The following is a 16,671-nucleotide window of genomic DNA, read 5'->3' on the forward strand; positions in this document are numbered from 1 at the left end:
GTGCTGCTGTGGCCGGCGCTGGTGTGTGCTGTCACGCTGCTCGTCGAGTTGCCTGCACCCTGGCTGGTGCCAGGCAGGGCCGTCAGCGGCAGCCTCTGGCACGGACAGGCCGAGCAGGTGGGCGATGTCGGGCCGTTGAGTTGGCAGTGGCGACCGTGGCAGGCACAGGGCGAAATCCGCCTGGGTTATCAGGGCCAGGATTGGCTGATGCGGTTGAGCGGTTGGCCCTGGCGCTGGCGGGCGGATGTCGAGGCGCTCGAGGCTGCGGCGAGTGTGCCGGTGGCTTATCGCCTGGCGGGGCATTGGCAGGGGCGTGTCAATGTGAAGGGTGCGTGGCGACAGTGCGTCGGTGCCGAGGGGCGTTTGCAGGTGAACGACCTGGCGCTGGTATCGCCATGGTCGCTGGGGTTGGGGCAGGGCTGGCTCCAAATGCGCTGTGCAGGTGACTGGCACTTGCAGGGCGCGCTGGCCCTGCAAGGGCAGCACCAGCTCGATCTTGACGCCGACCTGCTGGCCAGGCGCGCCCAGGTCCGTTTCGAGGTCCAGCCTGAGGCCGCGCTGACACCCTTGCTGCGCGGCGCCCAGTGGTTGGGGCCGGAGGCTGCCAAGGGCGAGCGGCAGCTCAGGTGGTAGCTACAGTGCATGAGTCTGTTCCTTGCCAGCTCAATCCTTGTAGGAGCGGGCTTGCCCGCGAACACCGGCATAGCCGGTGCCATGCCCCCACCACCCACTCAACTCCAGGTCCGATAACCCCGCTTTTACCGGCCCATCCCCAGTTCCGCATCGTCCATCAATGCCTTGGCCAATGCGCTCAGGTAGTACGAAGCCCAGACCAGTTGCGGGTTCTCATCCATCACTGCGCTCAAGGTCATGTCGCGCACGTACCCCATCAACTCCGAAGCCTGCTCGCGTGCACGCTCGCACGGGATGCCCGGCTCGATGCAGAACAGCGGCTGGGTCATGCCCTTGCCTTGGTAGAACCGAGTCTTGCCAACGGTAGTGTTCGGTGTGGTGTCGCTTGTATCCATCCCTTCATCTCCCGAAAACCGCTTAGTGAGCTGTCTGCGGCTCTGCCGGCATCTGAATCTGTATCAAAGCCGACTCCAGCAAAATCCTTAGCGCTTCCATTTCATGAATGGCAGCCATTACCAGGAGCGAGACGGGGGACTTGGGTTGGAGGAGGACCGCTTGATGGGCCACGGTTTGTGCGCAGAGTGCGTACTCGGTGGCTTGGATGATGGTGTCTTCGAGAGAGTGGTTGTTGTGAGGTGGGTCGGGGACGATCTTTAACATAGCTATTTACCTTCATGTGCGGCCACCTACCTGCTGTCAAACAGAAGGGTGGCAGCTGTACGTGGGTTGACAGACCGGCGGAAATAGCAAAGTTCCGGCGCACGCGAGCGTGCCCGCACGTACAGCCGCCATCAAGGTTTGGCCATACGCTATTTACCGTCACAGCCTGTCAAAGCTGTGTCGTTGATGTGCAACGACGCGCCGAGACTAGAGCGCTGCCCCAGGAGCCGCAACGGAAAAAAGGCGCCGGGAGTATCTTTGGGAAATGGACTACAGGAAAGGCGTATTTTCTGATTTTCGAAGGATGCGATACGCATAGGCGACGCCAGGAATACCAGGCACCTACGCCACCCCCTTGTAGGAGCGGGCTTGCCCGCGAACACCGGCATAGCCGGTGCCATCCACCGCGGTGTTGCCATCGCGGGACCAGCCCGCTCCTACAGGATCTCCCTGCTCCTGCACTCAACGATCAGCGCGCACCTTTGCTCCCGACATTCGACACCCACTCCTCACTGCGGCTATGCCCGCTGGTGCGCAGCAGCCCCAGGTCCAGGGCATTCTCACCATCCGCCGCGCCCTTGCTCTTGGACAGTTCCGCAATGGCCGTACCCATGTCGACCGGCGAGTTGGAGAAGTCCACCGAGACATTGCGCTGGTAGTCACGACCCGTGAGCGTTTCGCGGCTGACCGACTGGGCCTGCAGATCGACGTCACCAGCGCTCGACTGGATCCGTGCCCCGACCAGACGCGCCTGGCCACCGACCTTCAGCTCGACGCCTTCATTGCCCTTGAGCGTGGCCTGGTGGGCGACGGTGTCGCGCTGGGTGTGGGACACCTCGACTTTCACGGTCGGCGACAGCTTCGGGTCCACCTTGCTCAGCGTCGGGCCAACCTTCTCGGTGACCTTGCCTGCCGCTGGGCCGGAGAGGGCTCCGGCAGCATCGAGATAACCCTGGGGATTCTTCTCGTGGCTCAGACGGGCGTCGGCCTTGACGACCAGTGTGTCGACGCGATCCTTGCGGCTGGCCAGCAGCAGATCGCCACCGATGTCGCCGCGGATCCGGTCGGCGTCCAGGCTTGCGCCTTCGATGCGGGTGTCACCTTGGCTTGCCAGCTCGATGCGGTCAGCGCGCAAGGTGCTGGCATTCCAGGTCTGGTTGTCGCGCTTGTCGAGATTGACCTGCACCCGCCCGTGCAGGCCGCGGATATCCTTGTCCGGGGTTTCGCCGCGGTTGAGCCTGAAACCGGCACCGGCAGTGATCTCCAGGTTGTCGCGCTGCTCCTTGTCGGACGAGGCTTCGAACAGCATGCCACCCTTGCTGGCCTCCAGCTTGATCTGCGCGGCCGAGGCTTGCAGGCCCTGGAGATGCAGGGCGATATCGTCGCGTGCACGGCTACTGATCTGCAGGGTGCCTTGGGTGTCGAAGCGGGCATCGACTGCCTGGCTGGCCTTCTCGTTGAGCTTGCCATTGGCGAAGTGACCACCCAGTGCGCCGCCTTTGCCCGTGCCGAACTTGGCTGCCAGCTCGAGCCCGCCGCCGAGGTTGTGGCCGCTGGCCTGCTGGCTGTCGTGGGCCGCCTTGACCTGCAACAGCCCGGCGCTGTCCAGTTCGATGCCGCCAGTCGGTGCTTCGCGGCTGCCGATGCGAGTGCCTTCGAGGATAAGGTCGGCGCCGCTGCTGAGCAGCACCTTGCCCTTGGCGTCGATCTGGCCGACCTGGGCCTTGCTTTCCTGGCGCTGGAGCTCGGTCAGGTCAAGGTAGCCGCGACCCTCGACACCGGTACTGCCGGGGCGGTTGCCCACCTTGGCCCAGGCATTGCCGTCGGTCTGGCGCTGGTGTTCGGAGCGCTGGTCGTGAGCTGCGCTCAGCAAGAGCTTGCCGTTGCTGGTGATGCTGAGGTCGCCGTTGCCGGCGTTGATGCGCGTACCTTCGTACAGGCCGTCGGCGCCCAGTTGGACCTGGATACCCGTTTGCCCATAGAGGCTGCCGACTCGGGCGTTGCGGGTGCTGTCTTCGCTGTTCGACGAGCCACCTTTAGCGCTGGCGCGCACATTGAGGTCGTTGCCGGTACTGGTGTCGACCCGCATGTCGACCTGGCTTGCCGACAGCGCCATGTCGCCCTCGCTGTGCATCCGGCTGCCCTGGACCTTGAGTGCCTCACCAGCCTTGGCGATCAGCGTGCCCCCCTGCAGATCGCTGGGTTTGGCGGTCTCCTGGTACTGGTCGCTGTCGCTGTCACCCCGCCACAGGTGCTTGCGATGGCGTACCTGCTCTTGGACACGTCGGCTCTGCTTGCCGGCTTCGATGCTCAGGTTGGTCGCGCTGTCGAGGTTGAGTTCGCCGCCGGCCTTGAGGGTGGCCGCTACCAGTTGCATGTCGCCGCCGGACTTCAGCGCCAGGCGGTCATCGGCTTGCAAGTGCGTGCCGGTAAGCGTGCGCTCGGTCTCGGTGGTGTTGCGTTCGTAGGTCTCGGTGGTGACGAACAGCCACTTCTTGTCCCATGACTTACGGTCACGTTCGATGTTTTCCCGGGCTGTGGTATCCAGCGTGAGTTTCTGGCCCGCATTGACGTTGATCGATTTGCCCTCGCCCGTGACGGCCTGCAGCCTCAGGTCGCCGCTGGCGCTGAGGTCGAGGTCGCCCTGTCGGCTGCGCAGTGCGGCGTTGCGCGTGCCGTCGTCACCGATGTGCAGCCCGCCGGCCGACTGGACGTGGATGCCATCGTACCCGTGCATGTCGATCGCGCCGATTCGCACGCCCGCGCCCTCGGCCGTGCTGACCACGCGGATGCGGCCGGCGTACATGGCGCCGAACAGGCTGGCATCGATGCTCGCCGGGGTGCCTGGCAGGTGTTCGAGGACCTGGCCGTTGCTGGCGTCGATGCGGTTGCGTCCGGCAATCAACTGCAGGTCGTCGCGGGTCTTGAGCGTACCCTTGCTGTCGATGCGCGGGGCGATCAGTTCGAGGGCGCCGCCATCGTTGCTCTGGCCACCGTCGAGCACGCTGAGCATGCCATGGGCGTTGCGTGAGTCGAGCAGGCGCACGCGGCCGTCCTCGAGCTGCACATCACCGACCAGGAAACCGGCGCGGGTCGTGTTGATGAAGCTGCCACCATTGAGGGTGATGCCATTGCTGTTGGCGAGGATGTAGTCGGCGGGGCGGCCGAAGATTTCCTGTGGGCCTTCGATCAGCGAGGCGTTGCGGCTGATCACTTCGTTGAGGATGGTCGAGGCAGCCTGCCCCTGGAACTGCGGGTTGGCGGCCAGGGCGCCTGCCAGTTGCGACTGGCCGGCCTGCAGGGCGTTGTTGAGCACCGCACCCGCCTGGCCGATGTTGTAGTGGAGGAACTGGTTGTGCGACAGGCCGCTGGCGTTGGGTGCGACGATCTCGATGACCGGCACGCCATGGGCGTTGTTGATCAGCGGGGTGCCGCCCGGTCCAGGAGCCGGTTGCAGGCTGCCTTGGGCGAGCAGGGCCGGTGAGGCGGCTGCCAGTGTGAGAAATATGCTCCAGCGCAGGGTGTCGGGGGTGGTCGCTTTGCGGGGCTTTTTATCGTTCACGGGGTTGTCTCTCTTGTTGTGGGTGAATCAGATCGTCAAGGTCCATTCGAACACCCAGAAGCCCGGCTCCAGGGTGCTGCGTGATCGGTCGCTGGCACTCAGCGCGCGCTGGTAGTCCAGGCGCAGGCGATTGCCCGGCGTGCCCAGTACCACGCCGAGCACGGCCCCGCTCAGGCGTTGCGAGCTGCTGCCGTGATCGAAGCGCGTCCAGCCCAGGTCCAGCCCGAGGTGCGGGCGGATTTCCAGGGGCAGGCTGAGTGGAAGGGTGTGGCTCAAGGTGTTGCGCCACACCGCACCGCTGGCGCCGGAGACGCTGTGCTGGCGAAAGCCGCGCACGGCGAGGTCGTCGGAGAGGGCAAGCTGTTCGATGGCCGGCAGGCGGTCGGGGCTGTATTGCAGGTTCAGTTCGCTCTGCCAGCGCCAGGGCCCCGGGTGCAGGTACAGGAGGTTGGCGCGGTACTTGCGAAAACCAGGCTCGGCGCTCTTGCGGCCAAGCGGTGCGCGGTCGGCACCGAACAGATCCACGCCTTGGGCGACGCCGACATAGGCGTTCCACAGGCCGCCTTCGAGCCAGAGCAGGTTGAGGCCCGCCTCGAGGGTGGTGAGTGTCGGACTCTGCTGGGCGATCTTCAGCGGGCCGAGCCAGTTGCCCACGCGTTTGTGGTCAAGGCGCAGGCTGGCGTTGAGCATGCCCTGCTGGTTGCGCCACAGCATGCGGTCGGCACTCAGCCCTTGCAGGCTGCTGCTGCCCCGGCTGCTGAGGCGGTTGCCGGGTAGCGGTGCGCGGTAGCTGAGCTGGCTGGCGTTCAGGGCGAAGGTCCAGGGGCCGTAGGGAACGCTGTAGTAGAGGCTGGCACCCTGGCTGCGCCCCGGTGCCTGGAAGACACTGGAGTTCAATGACAGGCGCAGGTCGTCGTTCAGCCCCAGCGGGCTGTCCAGGCCGAGGCTCAGGTTCAGGCGATGGCGGCCGGTGAGTGCGCTGCCGCGGTTGTCGAGGCGGCTGTCCAGATGCCAGCGCGAACCGATCCGGCGTAGTTCGAGTTGTATCCGCGTACCGCCGGGTACGTCGCCGGGCAACAGGTTGGCGCCCAGGTCATAGGCGCGCAGGCGGTTCAGTTGATCGAGCCCTTGCTCCAGGTCGGGCAGGTACAGTGGATGGCCGAGCATGTCGGGAAAGGCACCGGCCAGCGACAGCGGCAGCGCGGTATCCAACTCGATACTCTCGACGAAGCCTTCGACGATAACGATGTCGAGGGGGGCGCCAGCCTTGGGGGGATGTCTCAGATATGGGCGGCTTGCCGGATACCCCGCCCTTACGTAGCCTTCGGTGATTGCCAGGAGCAGTCGGTTGATGGCGTGCGCAGTCATGCACGAGTGCAGCAGCGGGCGCAGGCTCTGTTCGAGCGTGGCGTTGGTGATGCGCACGTTGCCGCTCAGGCGCAGGCCGCTGACCGGCCAGCATTGGGCTGAAGGGGTTGCCGATGGTGCCGGCTGCCCTGATCCTTGCGGGGCAGGGCGGCGCTGCCAGTGCTCCAGCCGCTGCTGTTGCTGCAATTGCTGAAGCTCGCGTTGCTGGTCGCGTAGCTGCTCGCTGGCGGTATCGGCTGCAAGGGCAACCGAGCTGGTCAGCAGCGCGAGCAATGCACTGATGATTGAAAGGCAGATAGCCGGAAACGGGGTGTTCGCCATCGAAGAATTCCGCAGAGGTCGTACGGTTCAAGTACTCGTTTGCGTGGATTCTAAAAATTCGAACAGTCGTTTGGATGCGATACATTGCCTGTATGGGTATCAGGCAAATAACCTTTTTGAGTCGGGATATTCTGAGGGCTTGCTGAAAATGTAGGACGCGCCGTCAGCCTGCGCCGTCTTTCTCAGGCGCGGGCGGGCTTCACGCTGGGGAAGTGGGAACTGCAAGGGTGAGCCCGAGGGCTCAGGGGCGAATCTCGATCATGGTCCCGTCCTTGACCATGCTCCACACTTCACGCATGTCGTCGTTGCGCATGGCGATGCAGCCTTCGGTCCAGTCGAGGGTGTGGAAGTACCACTCCGGGTATTCTTCGTTGATCGGTGTGCCGTGGATCATGATCATGCTGCCGGCATTGACCCCTTCGCGGCGCGCCTTGGCGGCGTCGCTGATGTTTGGGTAGGAGATGTGCATGGCCAGGTTGTAGCGGTCGCTGACCTTGCGCCAGTCGAGCCAGTAGAAGCCTTCAGGGGTGCGCTTGTCGCCTTCGCGCTCCTTGGCGCCCTTGGGTTGTTTGCCCAGGGAGATGCGGTAGGTCTTGAGTGGCTCGCCGCGGCTGATCAATTGCAGGCGCCGCTCTGACTTGAGCACCAGCACCTTGTCGATCTGCGGCTGGCTGCTGCTTTGCACAGGCCTGGCCTGGGGCTGCGTGCCCTGCGACGTGGTCGCGGGCAGGGGCTTGCGAATGATGGTCTCGGTGAACGCCGCCTGGGACACCGATGCAACGCACAAGCAAAAGAGGGCAAGCAACCAGCGCATGAAACGTATCCTGAAATAGCTAGGTGGACGACGAAACGTTCATCGGCGGCAGGTATTCATGGCCTATGGGGTACTGCTGCCCGATGCGGTCGCGATAATAGCATTCTAGTGTCCGCGTGACGGTGCGGAAAGCCAGTTCGTTCCAGGGTATTTCATGCTCTTCGAACAACCGCACTTCCAGGCTCTCGACACCGACGTCGAAGTCCAGGTCGGCGAGCTCTGCGCGGAAGAACACGTGCACCTGGTTGATGTGCGGCAGGTCGAACAACTGGTAGAGGGTGGTTGGGCCGACGCGTGCGCAGGCTTCCTCGACGGTCTCGCGACGAGCGGCCTGGTCAAGGGTTTCGCCGTTCTCCATGAAGCCGGCGGGCAGGGTCCAGAAGCCGCGGCGGGGCTCGATGGCGCGGCGACACAGCAACACCTGGCTGCCCCAGATCGGCAAGACGCCTGCGACGATGTTGGGGTTCTGGTAGTGGATGGTCTGGCAGGAGGGGCAGACGTACCGCAGGCGGCTGTCGCCCTCGGGAATCTGCTGAATGACCGGTTGGCCGCACGCGCTGCAGAATTTCATGCTTTTATTCCTGTGTGAGCCGCTATCTTGGCGCGGCCGACGGGGTTGTCGCAAGCCGTCGGGGCTTGGGTGCCTCGCGGCTTTGGTGCATCATGCAAGGCAGGCCTTGGAATCGAGAGTGCGTAATGCTGGACGAGCTTCTTCGCCGAATGAGCAACCATACCCCTGCGTCACTGGAGGCGGATCGCCGTTTTCCCGAGGCGGCGGTGCTGCTGCCCATTACCCGTAGCGAAGAGCCCGAGCTGGTGCTCACTCTGCGTGCCAAGGGGCTTTCCACCCATGGTGGCGAGGTGGCCTTTCCCGGAGGGCGCCGCGATCCGGAGGACCCGGACCTGGTGTTCACCGCCCTGCGCGAAGCCGAGGAGGAAATCGGCCTGCCGCCGGGGTTGGTCGAGGTGATCGGCCCCCTGAGCCCGCTTATTTCGTTGCACGGGCTGAAGGTAACGCCGTTCGTCGGGCTGATTCCGGATTACGTCGAGTACCAGCCCAACGATGCCGAAATCGCCGCGGTCTTCAACGTCCCTCTGTCGTTTTTTCGCCAGGACCCACGCGACCACACCCATCGCATCGACTACCAGGGGCGCAGTTGGTACGTGCCCAGCTACCGTTATGGCGACTACAAGATCTGGGGGCTGTCGGCGATCATGATCGTCGAGCTGGTCAACGTGCTGTTCGACGCCGGTATCAGCCTGCACCAGCCGCCAGAGCGCTTTATCCAGAACTGAGCGGGGTTCACCCGCCGACTGCGTTCAACCGTGAGGAACACGACATGAAATACCGCTTGGGCGACCTGCGGGTCGAAGCCCATCCCAGCAGTTGGGCTGCCCCCACTGCCACCTTGATCGGCAAGGTGCGCCTGCAGGCCCGGGCCAGTGTTTGGTTCGGCGCCGTGCTGCGCGGCGACATCGAGCTGATCGACATCGGCGAGGACAGCAATGTCCAGGACGGTACCGTCATGCACACCGACATGGGGTCGCCGCTGACCCTGGGCAAGGGCGTGACCATTGGCCACAACGCCATGCTGCATGGCTGCAGCGTCGGCGACTACAGCCTGGTCGGCATCAATGCGGTCATCCTCAACGGTGCGCGGATCGGCAAGCACTGCATCATCGGCGCCAATGCGCTGATCCCGGAAGGCAAGGAGATTCCCGACGGTTCGCTGGTGATGGGCTCGCCGGGCAAGGTGGTGCGCGAGCTGACCGAGCAGCAGAAGCGCATGCTCGAAGCCAGCGCCGCGCACTATGTGCACAACGCCGAGCGCTATGCGCGGGAGCTGGTGGTCGATGAAGACTGACGAGCGGCCGGTCGCCTCGCCGTGCGTGAACGTCTGTGCGTTGGATGAGCAGGACATCTGCATCGGTTGCCAGCGTACGGTGCAGGAGATCACCCGGTGGGCACGGATGGCCAATGACGAGCGCCGGGCGGTGATCAAGCTGTGCCATGAGCGGGCCGTGGCGGCGGGGTTGGTGATCGGTTGAGCTAGCGGCGGTTTGCCGCTGCGACTTGTCCCACGATGGGGCTGGCGCTAATCTGTCGGGCTTGCCCCTCGAATCTCCGGATCATGTTCTACCTCATCGCCTACATCAGCAGCGTGGTGCTCATCAACTACGCCTTCTCCAGCGCTCCGCACCTGGACGTGATCTGGTCCGCCTGGGGCGGGCTGGTGTTCATCCTGCGTGACATGGTGCAGACCCGTTACGGGCATGGCGCACTGATCGCGATGCTGGCGGCGCTGGTGCTGTCCTACGCGACTTCGGAGCCGGCCATCGCCCTGGCCAGCGCTACGGCGTTCTTCGTGTCCGAACTGATTGACTGGCTGGTGTTCAGCGTCACCCGCAGACCCCTGCGTGACCGCCTGTGGCTGAGCTCGGCGCTGAGCATCCCGGTGGACACCTTCATCTTCTTCGGCATGATCGGTGCACTGACGCCTGCCGTGATCGGCACGGCGATGGCCTCGAAGTTTGCTGGTGTGACGGCGGTCTGGCTGATCATGGCGTGGCGGGCGCGACGCGCGCTGGCGGTGGGTTGATCCGCGCCCGATTGATGTAGAATACCGGTCCTTTTTCAGCGGGCAGCACCAGCCGGCGCGCCCCGGACGCCTTCGAGGACCTGAAATGACCCGTATCGGAACCCCATTGTCGCCGACCGCGACCCGCGTACTGCTGTGTGGCTGCGGCGAGCTGGGCAAGGAAGTGGTGATCGAGCTGCAGCGCCTGGGCGTCGAGGTGATCGCCGTGGACCGTTACGCCAACGCGCCTGCCATGCAGGTCGCGCACCGCAGCCATGTGATCAACATGCTCGACGGCGTCGCCCTGCGTGCGGTGATCGAGGCTGAAAAACCGCACTACATCGTGCCGGAAATCGAGGCCATCGCCACCGCCACGCTGGTCGAGCTGGAGAACGAAGGTTTCAACGTGGTGCCGACCGCCCGCGCCACTCAGCTGACCATGAACCGCGAAGGAATTCGTCGCCTGGCTGCCGAAGAGCTGGAACTTCCGACCTCGCCCTACCACTTCGCCGACACTTATGAAGACTTCGCCAAGGGCGTGGCCGATGTTGGCTATCCGTGCGTGGTAAAGCCGGTAATGAGCTCGTCGGGCAAGGGCCAGAGCCTGCTGCGCAGTGATGCCGACCTGCAGAAAGCCTGGGACTACGCCCAGGAAGGTGGGCGTGCTGGCAAGGGCCGGGTGATCGTCGAGGGTTTCATTGATTTCGAGTACGAAATCACCCTGCTGACCGTGCGTCATGTGGGCGGCACCACCTTCCTCGCGCCGGTCGGTCACCGTCAGGAGAAGGGCGACTACCAGGAGTCCTGGCAGCCCCAGGCCATGAGCCCGAAGGCGCTGGCTGAGTCGCAGCGTGTGGCTCAGGCGGTCACCGATGCGCTGGGTGGTCGTGGCCTGTTCGGCGTCGAGCTGTTCGTCAAGGGCGACCAGGTGTGGTTCAGCGAAGTGTCGCCACGTCCGCATGACACCGGTCTGGTCACCCTGATTTCCCAGGACCTGTCGCAGTTCGCCCTGCATGCCCGTGCGATTCTTGGCCTGCCGATCCCGGTGGTGCGTCAGTTCGGTCCGTCGGCCTCGGCCGTGATCCTGCCCGAAGGCCAGTCGCAGCAGACCAGCTTTGCCAACCTCGGCGCAGCGCTGAGCGAGCCGGACACCGCCATTCGCTTGTTCGGCAAGCCGGAAATCAACGGCACCCGCCGCATGGGCGTGTGCCTGGCCCGCGACGAGTCGGTCGAAGCGGCGCGCGCCAAGGCGACCCGTGCTTCGCAGGCGGTGAAGGTCGAGTTCTGATCTGAGATCGCACGGGGCTGCTGCGCAGCCCATTCGCGGGCAAGCCCGCTCCTACAGACTCCTGCAGGAGCGGGCTTGCTACAACTGCTCAAAGCTCGGTATGGCGAGTTTCCTTCAGGCACAGCACTGCAATCAGGCTGATCACCGCCGCCACCGATACATATCCCCCCACCCAGCTCAAACCTCCCATGCTCACCAGTTGCTGGGCAAAGAACGGTGCCGCCGAGGCGCCGACGATGCCGCCCAGGTTGTAGGCCGCCGAGGCCCCGGTGTAACGCACGTGGGTCGGGAACAGCTCAGGCAGCAGCGCGCCCATCGGGGCGAAGGTCACGCCCATCAGGAACAGTTCGATCGCCAGGAACAGCGCCACGCCGGCAGTGGAACCCGAGGTCAGCAGGGGTTCCATGGTGAAGCCTGAGGCAATCGCCAGCAGCCCACCGACGATCAGCACCGGCTTGCGCCCATAGCGGTCGCTGAGCCAGGCCGAAAGCGGCGTAGCCAGGGCCATGAACACCACGGCGAAGCACAGCAGGCCGAGGAAGGTTTCGCGACTGTAGCCGAGTGTGGAGACGCCATAGCTGAGCGAGAACACCGTGGAGATGTAGAACAGTGCGTAGCACACCACCATCGCCGCAGCACCCAGCAAGGTGGGCATCCAGTACTTGGCGAACAGGTCGACCACCGGCATTTTCACCCGCTCTTGACGGGCCACGGCCTTGGCGAAGACCGGGCTTTCCTCGAGCTTCAGGCGTACGTAAAGGCCCACCAGCACCAATGCAGCGCTGAGCAGGAACGGAATACGCCAGCCCCATTCACGGAACTGTTCGTCGCTGAGCACCAGTGCCAGGGTCAGGAACAGACCGTTGGCGGCGAGGAAACCAATCGAGGGGCCCAACTGCGGGAACATGCCGAACCAGGCGCGCTTGCCGGGCGGTGCGTTCTCGGTGGCGAGCAGGGCTGCACCGCCCCATTCGCCGCCCAATCCCAGCCCCTGGCCGAAGCGCAGCACGCAGAGAATGATCGGGGCCCATACGCCGATGCTGTCATAGCCTGGCAGGACACCGATCAGTGTGGTGGACACCCCCATCAGCAGCAACGAGGCGACCAGGGTCGACTTGCGCCCGATGCGATCACCGAAGTGGCCGAACAGGGCCGAACCCAGCGGCCGGGCGAGGAAGGCGATACCGAAGGTGAGGAAGGCTGCAAGCATCTGCGCGGTGCCTGAGCCGGACGGGAAGAACACCGGACCGATCACCAGCGCCGCAGCCGTGGCGTACACGTAGAAATCGTAGAACTCGATGGCGGTGCCGATGAAGCTGGCGGTGGCGACCCGGGCGGGCGAATTGACCGGAGTCGCCGAGACAGGTTCGGCGTAGGTGTTGCTGGTTGTCATGCGTAGGTCCCTGAACAGTCGTTCGCGCGGCCGATCAGGCGGGCCGCAGCGTATTGTTGTGGTTCGCCAGGCTGACGAGGGCCCCGGGGTGGCAGGGCGCGGACGCTGTTCGGGATAGGACGCAGGGCCGCTGGCACGTCAGTGAGGCGGACTGGCCGTGGGGCGCCGGGTGCGGGTAGCAGGCGGGACGGCAGGGCTGGGTAAGCGTGGCCCGAGTATAGCTATCGGGTTACGGTCCAGACCAGTACCTTGCTGGCGCAATTGTCCTCGGTTTCGAGGATTTCCAGGCGGTAGCGTCCGACTTTCAGGCAAACCGCGCTTGCCGGGATGCTTTCCAGTGCTTCGGTGACCAGGCCGTTGAGGGTTTTCGGGCCGCCGTCGCAGGGCAGGTGCCAGCCCAGGCTGCGGTTGAGCTCGCGCAGCGAGGCGGTGCCTTCGATGATGAAGCGGCCATCGGGCTGGGGATGGATATGGGGGTTGTCCAGGCTCTGCTCGTCCTCGAACTCGCCGACTATTTCTTCAAGGATGTCTTCGAGCGTCACGATCCCCAGCACTTCGCCGTACTCGTCCACGACCACGCCCATGCGCCGCTGCTGCTTGTGGAAGTTCAGCAGTTGCAGTTGCAGCGGGGTGCTTTCCGGGACGAAGTAGGGCTCGTAGCAGGCGGCCTGGAGTTTCTCCAGGGTCAGTTCGGCGCGTGGCAGCAGGTGGCTGATGAGCTTGGTGTTGAGGATCGCTTCGACCTGGTTGATGTCGTTGTGATAGACGGGCAGGCGGGTGTGGCGGCTGAGGATCAGCTGTTCGATGATCTGTTCGATCGGGTCGTCGAGGTTGATGCCATCGACTTCGTTGCGCGGGACCAGGATGTCGTTGACGGTAATCCTGTCCAGCGCTTGCAGGCCCTCGATCAGGCCCTGGCGTGGGGTTTCGTGCGGCTCGTCGTCATCCAGGGCGTCTTCGTCCTGTGGGTGCAGGGCGACGGCGGTAGGCTGCACGCGGAACGGGCGCAGGATCACTTTGGCCATGCCGTCGAGCAGGCAGGCCAGCGGCTGCAGCGCTGCCAGTGGCAGCTTGAGCAGGCTGCCACCGAGGCTGGCGAAGGCGTGCGGGTTGCGTCGTGCCAGGCGCCGCGGCAGGTACTCGGCCAGCACCAGCAGCGTCAGCGTGGCACAGAGCCCGGCCAGCCAGAAGCCATGTTCGCCGCTGTAGCGCTGGCCGATCAGGCAGGCCAGGCCCAGCACCAGCAACTTGCCGAGGCTGGCGCAAAGGACCAGTGCCTGGGCGGGCAGGGTGGGGGCTTCTGTCTCGCTGGAGCGGGCGTGGCCGTTGAGTTGCTGGCGGGCGGCCTCGACCGCACTGAACAGCGCCGACCACAGCAACGCCAGTACCAGGGTGCCGAGCAGCGGGGCGTACGGCAAAGTGTCCATGATTGCCCGTCAGATGTGCAGGATGAATTCGCGGACCAGCTTGCTGCCGAAGTAGGCCAGCATCAGCAGGCAGAAACCCGCCAGGGTCCAGCGGATCGCCTTGTGCCCGCGCCATCCCAGGCGATTGCGCCCCCACAGCAGGACGCTGAACACGATCCAGGCCAGGCACGACAGCGAGGTCTTGTGCACCAGGTGCTGGGCGAACAGGTTCTCGAAGAACAGCCAGCCGGAGATCAGCGACAGCGACAGAAGGATCCAGCCCGCCCAGAGGAAGCCGAACAGCAGGCTTTCCATTGTTTGCAGTGGGGGGAAGTTGCGGATCAGTCCCGAGGGGTGCTTGTGCTTGAGCTGGTGGTCCTGGAGCAACAGCAGCAGGGCCTGGACCACGGCGATGGTGAACAGGCCATAGGCGAGGATCGACAGCAGGATATGCGCCAGGATGCCGGGCTCTTCATTGACCAGCGGCACGGTGCCGGCTGGCGCGAACTGTGCCAGCAGCGCTGTCACTGCACCCAGCGGGAACAGCAGCACCAGCAGGTTCTCCACCGGAATGCTCAGGCAGGCGAGCAGCGTCAGGGCGATCACCGCGGTGGCGATCAGGCTGGCGGCGCTGAAGAAGTCGAGGCTCAGGCCCAGTGGGGTGAGCAACTGGAAGAACAGGGCGCCGGTCTGTGCGACAACGGCAATCACGCCCAACAGGCCGAGCAGGCGTTTGTCGACCTTGGCACCCTGTGCCAGGCGCGAGCCTTGATAGGCGGTCGCGGCAATATAAAGGATGGCCGCGATCAGGTTGGGGATGAGGCTGGGTGAGGAGAGCATAGGTCCTGGTAGGCGAGCCCTAAAGGAGGGGAGTTTGGCATAGAACGCGGTTGCCTAGGAAGACTGCAGGCCGTGTCGGCCTTTTCGCGGGCTCAAGGTTTCATGGAGGCGGCGGTTCGGCGCTGTGACTTGCCCGCGAAAAGGCCGCCGCCGCTGCCGCTCAGCGCCAAGGTGTGCGCCGTCGCCGCTCTCCGTTATAATGCCCGGCTTGCTGTGCCCTGCGCGTGTGGATATCCGCCAGGGCGCCTGAACAACCTCGGCTTTATTGGGCCTGAAAGGATCACCATGTTCGAAAACCTGACCGACCGCCTGTCACAGACGCTGCGCCATGTCACCGGCAAGGCCAAGCTGACCGAAGAGAACATCAAGGACACGTTGCGTGAAGTGCGCATGGCCCTGCTCGAGGCCGACGTCGCCCTGCCGGTGGTCAAGGACTTCGTCAACAGCATCAAGGAGCGCGCGGTCGGCACAGAGGTGTCGCGCAGCCTGACGCCGGGCCAGGCCTTCGTGAAGATCGTCCAGGCCGAACTGGAAAGCCTGATGGGCGCGGCCAACGAAGACCTCGCGCTCAATGCGGCTCCGCCAGCTGTGGTGTTGATGGCGGGCCTGCAGGGCGCCGGTAAGACCACCACCGCCGGCAAGCTGGCGCGCTTCCTTAAAGAGCGCAAGAAAAAGACCGTCATGGTGGTGTCCGCCGACGTCTACCGCCCGGCGGCGATCAAGCAGCTCGAAACCCTGGCCAACGACATCGGCGTGACCTTCTTCCCGTCCGATATCAGCCAGAAGCCGGTCGATATCGCCGAGGCGGCGATTCGCGAAGCCAAGATCAAGTTCATCGACGTGGTCATCCTCGACACCGCCGGCCGTCTGCACATCGACGCCGACATGATGGACGAGATCAAGGCCCTGCACGCGGCGGTCAAGCCGGTCGAGACGCTGTTCGTGGTCGATGCCATGACCGGCCAGGACGCCGCCAATACCGCCAAGGCCTTTGGCGAGGCGCTGCCGCTGACCGGCGTGGTGCTGACCAAGGTCGATGGTGATGCCCGTGGCGGTGCCGCGCTGTCGGTGCGCGCCATTACCGGCAAGCCGATCAAGTTCATCGGTATGGGCGAGAAGACCGAAGCCCTCGAGCCTTTCCACCCTGACCGCATCGCCTCGCGCATCCTCGGCATGGGTGACGTGCTCAGCCTGATCGAGCAGGCCGAGCAGAACATCGACAAGGCCAAGGCCGACAAGCTGGCCAAGAAGCTGAAGAAGGGCAAGGGCTTCGATCTCGAAGACTTCCGCGACCAGTTGCAGCAGATGAAGAACATGGGCGGCCTGGGTGGCCTGATGGACAAGCTGCCCAGCATCGGTGGCGTCAACCTGTCGCAGATGGGCAATGCCCAGGGCGCGGCCGAGAAACAGTTCAAGCAGATGGAGGCGATCATCAACTCCATGACCCCTGCCGAACGTCGCGATCCTGACCTGATCAGCGGTTCGCGCAAGCGCCGTATCGCCCTGGGCTCCGGCACGCAGGTGCAGGATATCGGCCGACTGATCAAGCAGCACAAGCAGATGCAGAAGATGATGAAGAAATTCTCCGCCAAGGGCGGCATGGCCAAGATGATGCGTGGCCTGGGCGGGATGCTGCCGGGCGGCGGCATGCCGAAGCTGTAACCGAATCCGCTTGGTCGCCTTGATTTCAAGGCGGCCAGGCAGACCCCGCCTCGGCGGGAAAGCGCCGCAAAACAGCGGCTTAAGCGGCAGGTCTGGATTGCTTTGCATGGCTCTTGCGAAAAAGCCATTTGCAAATGTCCGTGTA

General features: G+C 64.4%; 15 protein-coding genes and 1 pseudogene. 7 read left to right on the forward strand and 9 right to left on the reverse strand.

Features of this window, described 5'->3' with window-relative positions; translation table 11 throughout:
• On the forward strand, positions 1-633 hold the full coding sequence (locus AC2CGW_RS13635; RefSeq protein ID WP_484574173.1) for a hypothetical protein: 633 nt from the start codon (positions 1-3) through the stop codon (positions 631-633).
• 125 nt (positions 634-758) lie between these two features.
• Here the strand turns inward: AC2CGW_RS13635 and AC2CGW_RS13640 are convergent, their stop codons facing one another.
• From AC2CGW_RS13640 to AC2CGW_RS13665, 6 genes and pseudogenes are all read right to left on the reverse strand, one after another.
• Positions 759-1,028, reverse strand: coding sequence for a DUF3077 domain-containing protein (locus tag AC2CGW_RS13640; protein ID WP_484574174.1), 270 nt, complete (start codon positions 1,026-1,028; stop codon positions 759-761).
• Between the two features lie 22 nt (positions 1,029-1,050).
• Complete coding sequence (locus AC2CGW_RS13645) at positions 1,051-1,293, reverse strand: hypothetical protein (protein WP_186720666.1); 243 nt, start codon at positions 1,291-1,293, stop codon at positions 1,051-1,053.
• 469 nt (positions 1,294-1,762) lie between these two features.
• Complete coding sequence (locus tag AC2CGW_RS13650; RefSeq protein ID WP_484574175.1) at positions 1,763-4,855, reverse strand: two-partner secretion domain-containing protein; 3,093 nt, start codon at positions 4,853-4,855, stop codon at positions 1,763-1,765.
• A gap of 27 nt (positions 4,856-4,882) precedes the next feature.
• Entirely contained in the window at positions 4,883-6,544 is a 1,662-nt protein-coding gene (locus AC2CGW_RS13655) for a ShlB/FhaC/HecB family hemolysin secretion/activation protein (protein ID WP_484574176.1), read from the reverse strand.
• Between the two features lie 241 nt (positions 6,545-6,785).
• Positions 6,786-7,205 (reverse strand): annotated as a pseudogene (locus AC2CGW_RS13660) (L,D-transpeptidase family protein); the annotation flags it as partial.
• A gap of 172 nt (positions 7,206-7,377) precedes the next feature.
• Positions 7,378-7,929, reverse strand: coding sequence for an NUDIX hydrolase (locus AC2CGW_RS13665; protein WP_186711273.1), 552 nt, complete (start codon positions 7,927-7,929; stop codon positions 7,378-7,380).
• Between the two features lie 125 nt (positions 7,930-8,054).
• Here AC2CGW_RS13665 and AC2CGW_RS13670 point away from each other — a divergent pair, with 125 nt between their 5' ends.
• From AC2CGW_RS13670 to purT, 5 genes are all read left to right on the forward strand, one after another.
• The gene (locus AC2CGW_RS13670; protein WP_054894676.1) at positions 8,055-8,654 is read left to right on the forward strand and encodes a CoA pyrophosphatase; all 600 of its coding nucleotides are present in this window, start codon (positions 8,055-8,057) and stop codon (positions 8,652-8,654) included.
• 44 nt (positions 8,655-8,698) lie between these two features.
• Positions 8,699-9,223, forward strand: coding sequence for a gamma carbonic anhydrase family protein (locus tag AC2CGW_RS13675; RefSeq protein ID WP_186668719.1), 525 nt, complete (start codon positions 8,699-8,701; stop codon positions 9,221-9,223).
• The gene (locus AC2CGW_RS13680) at positions 9,213-9,407 is read left to right on the forward strand and encodes a DUF1289 domain-containing protein (RefSeq protein ID WP_426353192.1); all 195 of its coding nucleotides are present in this window, start codon (positions 9,213-9,215) and stop codon (positions 9,405-9,407) included. The genes AC2CGW_RS13675 and AC2CGW_RS13680 overlap by 11 nt, the downstream gene beginning before the upstream one ends.
• An 83-nt stretch (positions 9,408-9,490) precedes the next feature.
• Complete coding sequence (locus AC2CGW_RS13685; RefSeq protein ID WP_065863171.1) at positions 9,491-9,958, forward strand: VUT family protein; 468 nt, start codon at positions 9,491-9,493, stop codon at positions 9,956-9,958.
• A gap of 85 nt (positions 9,959-10,043) precedes the next feature.
• A complete protein-coding gene (gene purT / locus AC2CGW_RS13690) occupies positions 10,044-11,225 on the forward strand; it encodes a formate-dependent phosphoribosylglycinamide formyltransferase (protein WP_112897568.1) in 1,182 nt (393 codons plus the stop codon).
• Positions 11,226-11,313: 88 nt separating this feature from the next.
• Here purT and AC2CGW_RS13695 read toward each other — a convergent pair whose 3' ends face one another.
• From AC2CGW_RS13695 to AC2CGW_RS13705, 3 genes are all read right to left on the reverse strand, one after another.
• Positions 11,314-12,618, reverse strand: a complete 1,305-nt coding sequence (locus AC2CGW_RS13695) for an MFS transporter (RefSeq protein ID WP_186711272.1) — start codon at positions 12,616-12,618, stop codon at positions 11,314-11,316.
• A 221-nt stretch (positions 12,619-12,839) separates the two neighbouring features.
• Positions 12,840-14,045: a transporter associated domain-containing protein gene (locus tag AC2CGW_RS13700; RefSeq protein WP_186720670.1), complete on the reverse strand. Its 1,206-nt coding sequence runs from the start codon at positions 14,043-14,045 to the stop codon at positions 12,840-12,842.
• A 9-nt stretch (positions 14,046-14,054) separates the two neighbouring features.
• Positions 14,055-14,864, reverse strand: a complete 810-nt coding sequence (locus tag AC2CGW_RS13705; protein ID WP_186668713.1) for a cytochrome C assembly family protein — start codon at positions 14,862-14,864, stop codon at positions 14,055-14,057.
• A 285-nt stretch (positions 14,865-15,149) separates the two neighbouring features.
• Between AC2CGW_RS13705 and ffh the strand changes: the two genes are divergently transcribed.
• Positions 15,150-16,526 carry a signal recognition particle protein gene (gene ffh / locus AC2CGW_RS13710; RefSeq protein WP_063543302.1) on the forward strand — a complete coding sequence of 459 codons (1,377 nt, stop codon included), beginning with the start codon at positions 15,150-15,152 and terminating at the stop codon, positions 16,524-16,526.
• Positions 16,527-16,671: the final 145 nt, after the last annotated feature.

The sequence above is a fragment of the Pseudomonas sp. SYWMCR5 genome (assembly GCF_057197165.1).

Coding starts and splice junctions, on each gene's coding strand:
- AC2CGW_RS13640 (WP_484574174.1), bottom strand. CDS start 1,028: ATGGATACAAGCGACACCACACCGAACACTACCGTTGGCAAGACTCGG.
- AC2CGW_RS13645 (WP_186720666.1), bottom strand. CDS start 1,293: ATGTTAAAGATCGTCCCCGACCCACCTCACAACAACCACTCTCTCGAA.
- AC2CGW_RS13655 (WP_484574176.1), bottom strand. CDS start 6,544: ATGGCGAACACCCCGTTTCCGGCTATCTGCCTTTCAATCATCAGTGCA.
- AC2CGW_RS13665 (WP_186711273.1), bottom strand. CDS start 7,929: ATGAAATTCTGCAGCGCGTGCGGCCAACCGGTCATTCAGCAGATTCCC.
- AC2CGW_RS13670 (WP_054894676.1), top strand. CDS start 8,055: ATGCTGGACGAGCTTCTTCGCCGAATGAGCAACCATACCCCTGCGTCA.
- AC2CGW_RS13675 (WP_186668719.1), top strand. CDS start 8,699: ATGAAATACCGCTTGGGCGACCTGCGGGTCGAAGCCCATCCCAGCAGT.
- AC2CGW_RS13680 (WP_426353192.1), top strand. CDS start 9,213: ATGAAGACTGACGAGCGGCCGGTCGCCTCGCCGTGCGTGAACGTCTGT.
- AC2CGW_RS13685 (WP_065863171.1), top strand. CDS start 9,491: ATGTTCTACCTCATCGCCTACATCAGCAGCGTGGTGCTCATCAACTAC.
- purT (WP_112897568.1), top strand. CDS start 10,044: ATGACCCGTATCGGAACCCCATTGTCGCCGACCGCGACCCGCGTACTG.
- AC2CGW_RS13695 (WP_186711272.1), bottom strand. CDS start 12,618: ATGACAACCAGCAACACCTACGCCGAACCTGTCTCGGCGACTCCGGTC.
- AC2CGW_RS13700 (WP_186720670.1), bottom strand. CDS start 14,045: ATGGACACTTTGCCGTACGCCCCGCTGCTCGGCACCCTGGTACTGGCG.
- AC2CGW_RS13705 (WP_186668713.1), bottom strand. CDS start 14,864: ATGCTCTCCTCACCCAGCCTCATCCCCAACCTGATCGCGGCCATCCTT.
- ffh (WP_063543302.1), top strand. CDS start 15,150: ATGTTCGAAAACCTGACCGACCGCCTGTCACAGACGCTGCGCCATGTC.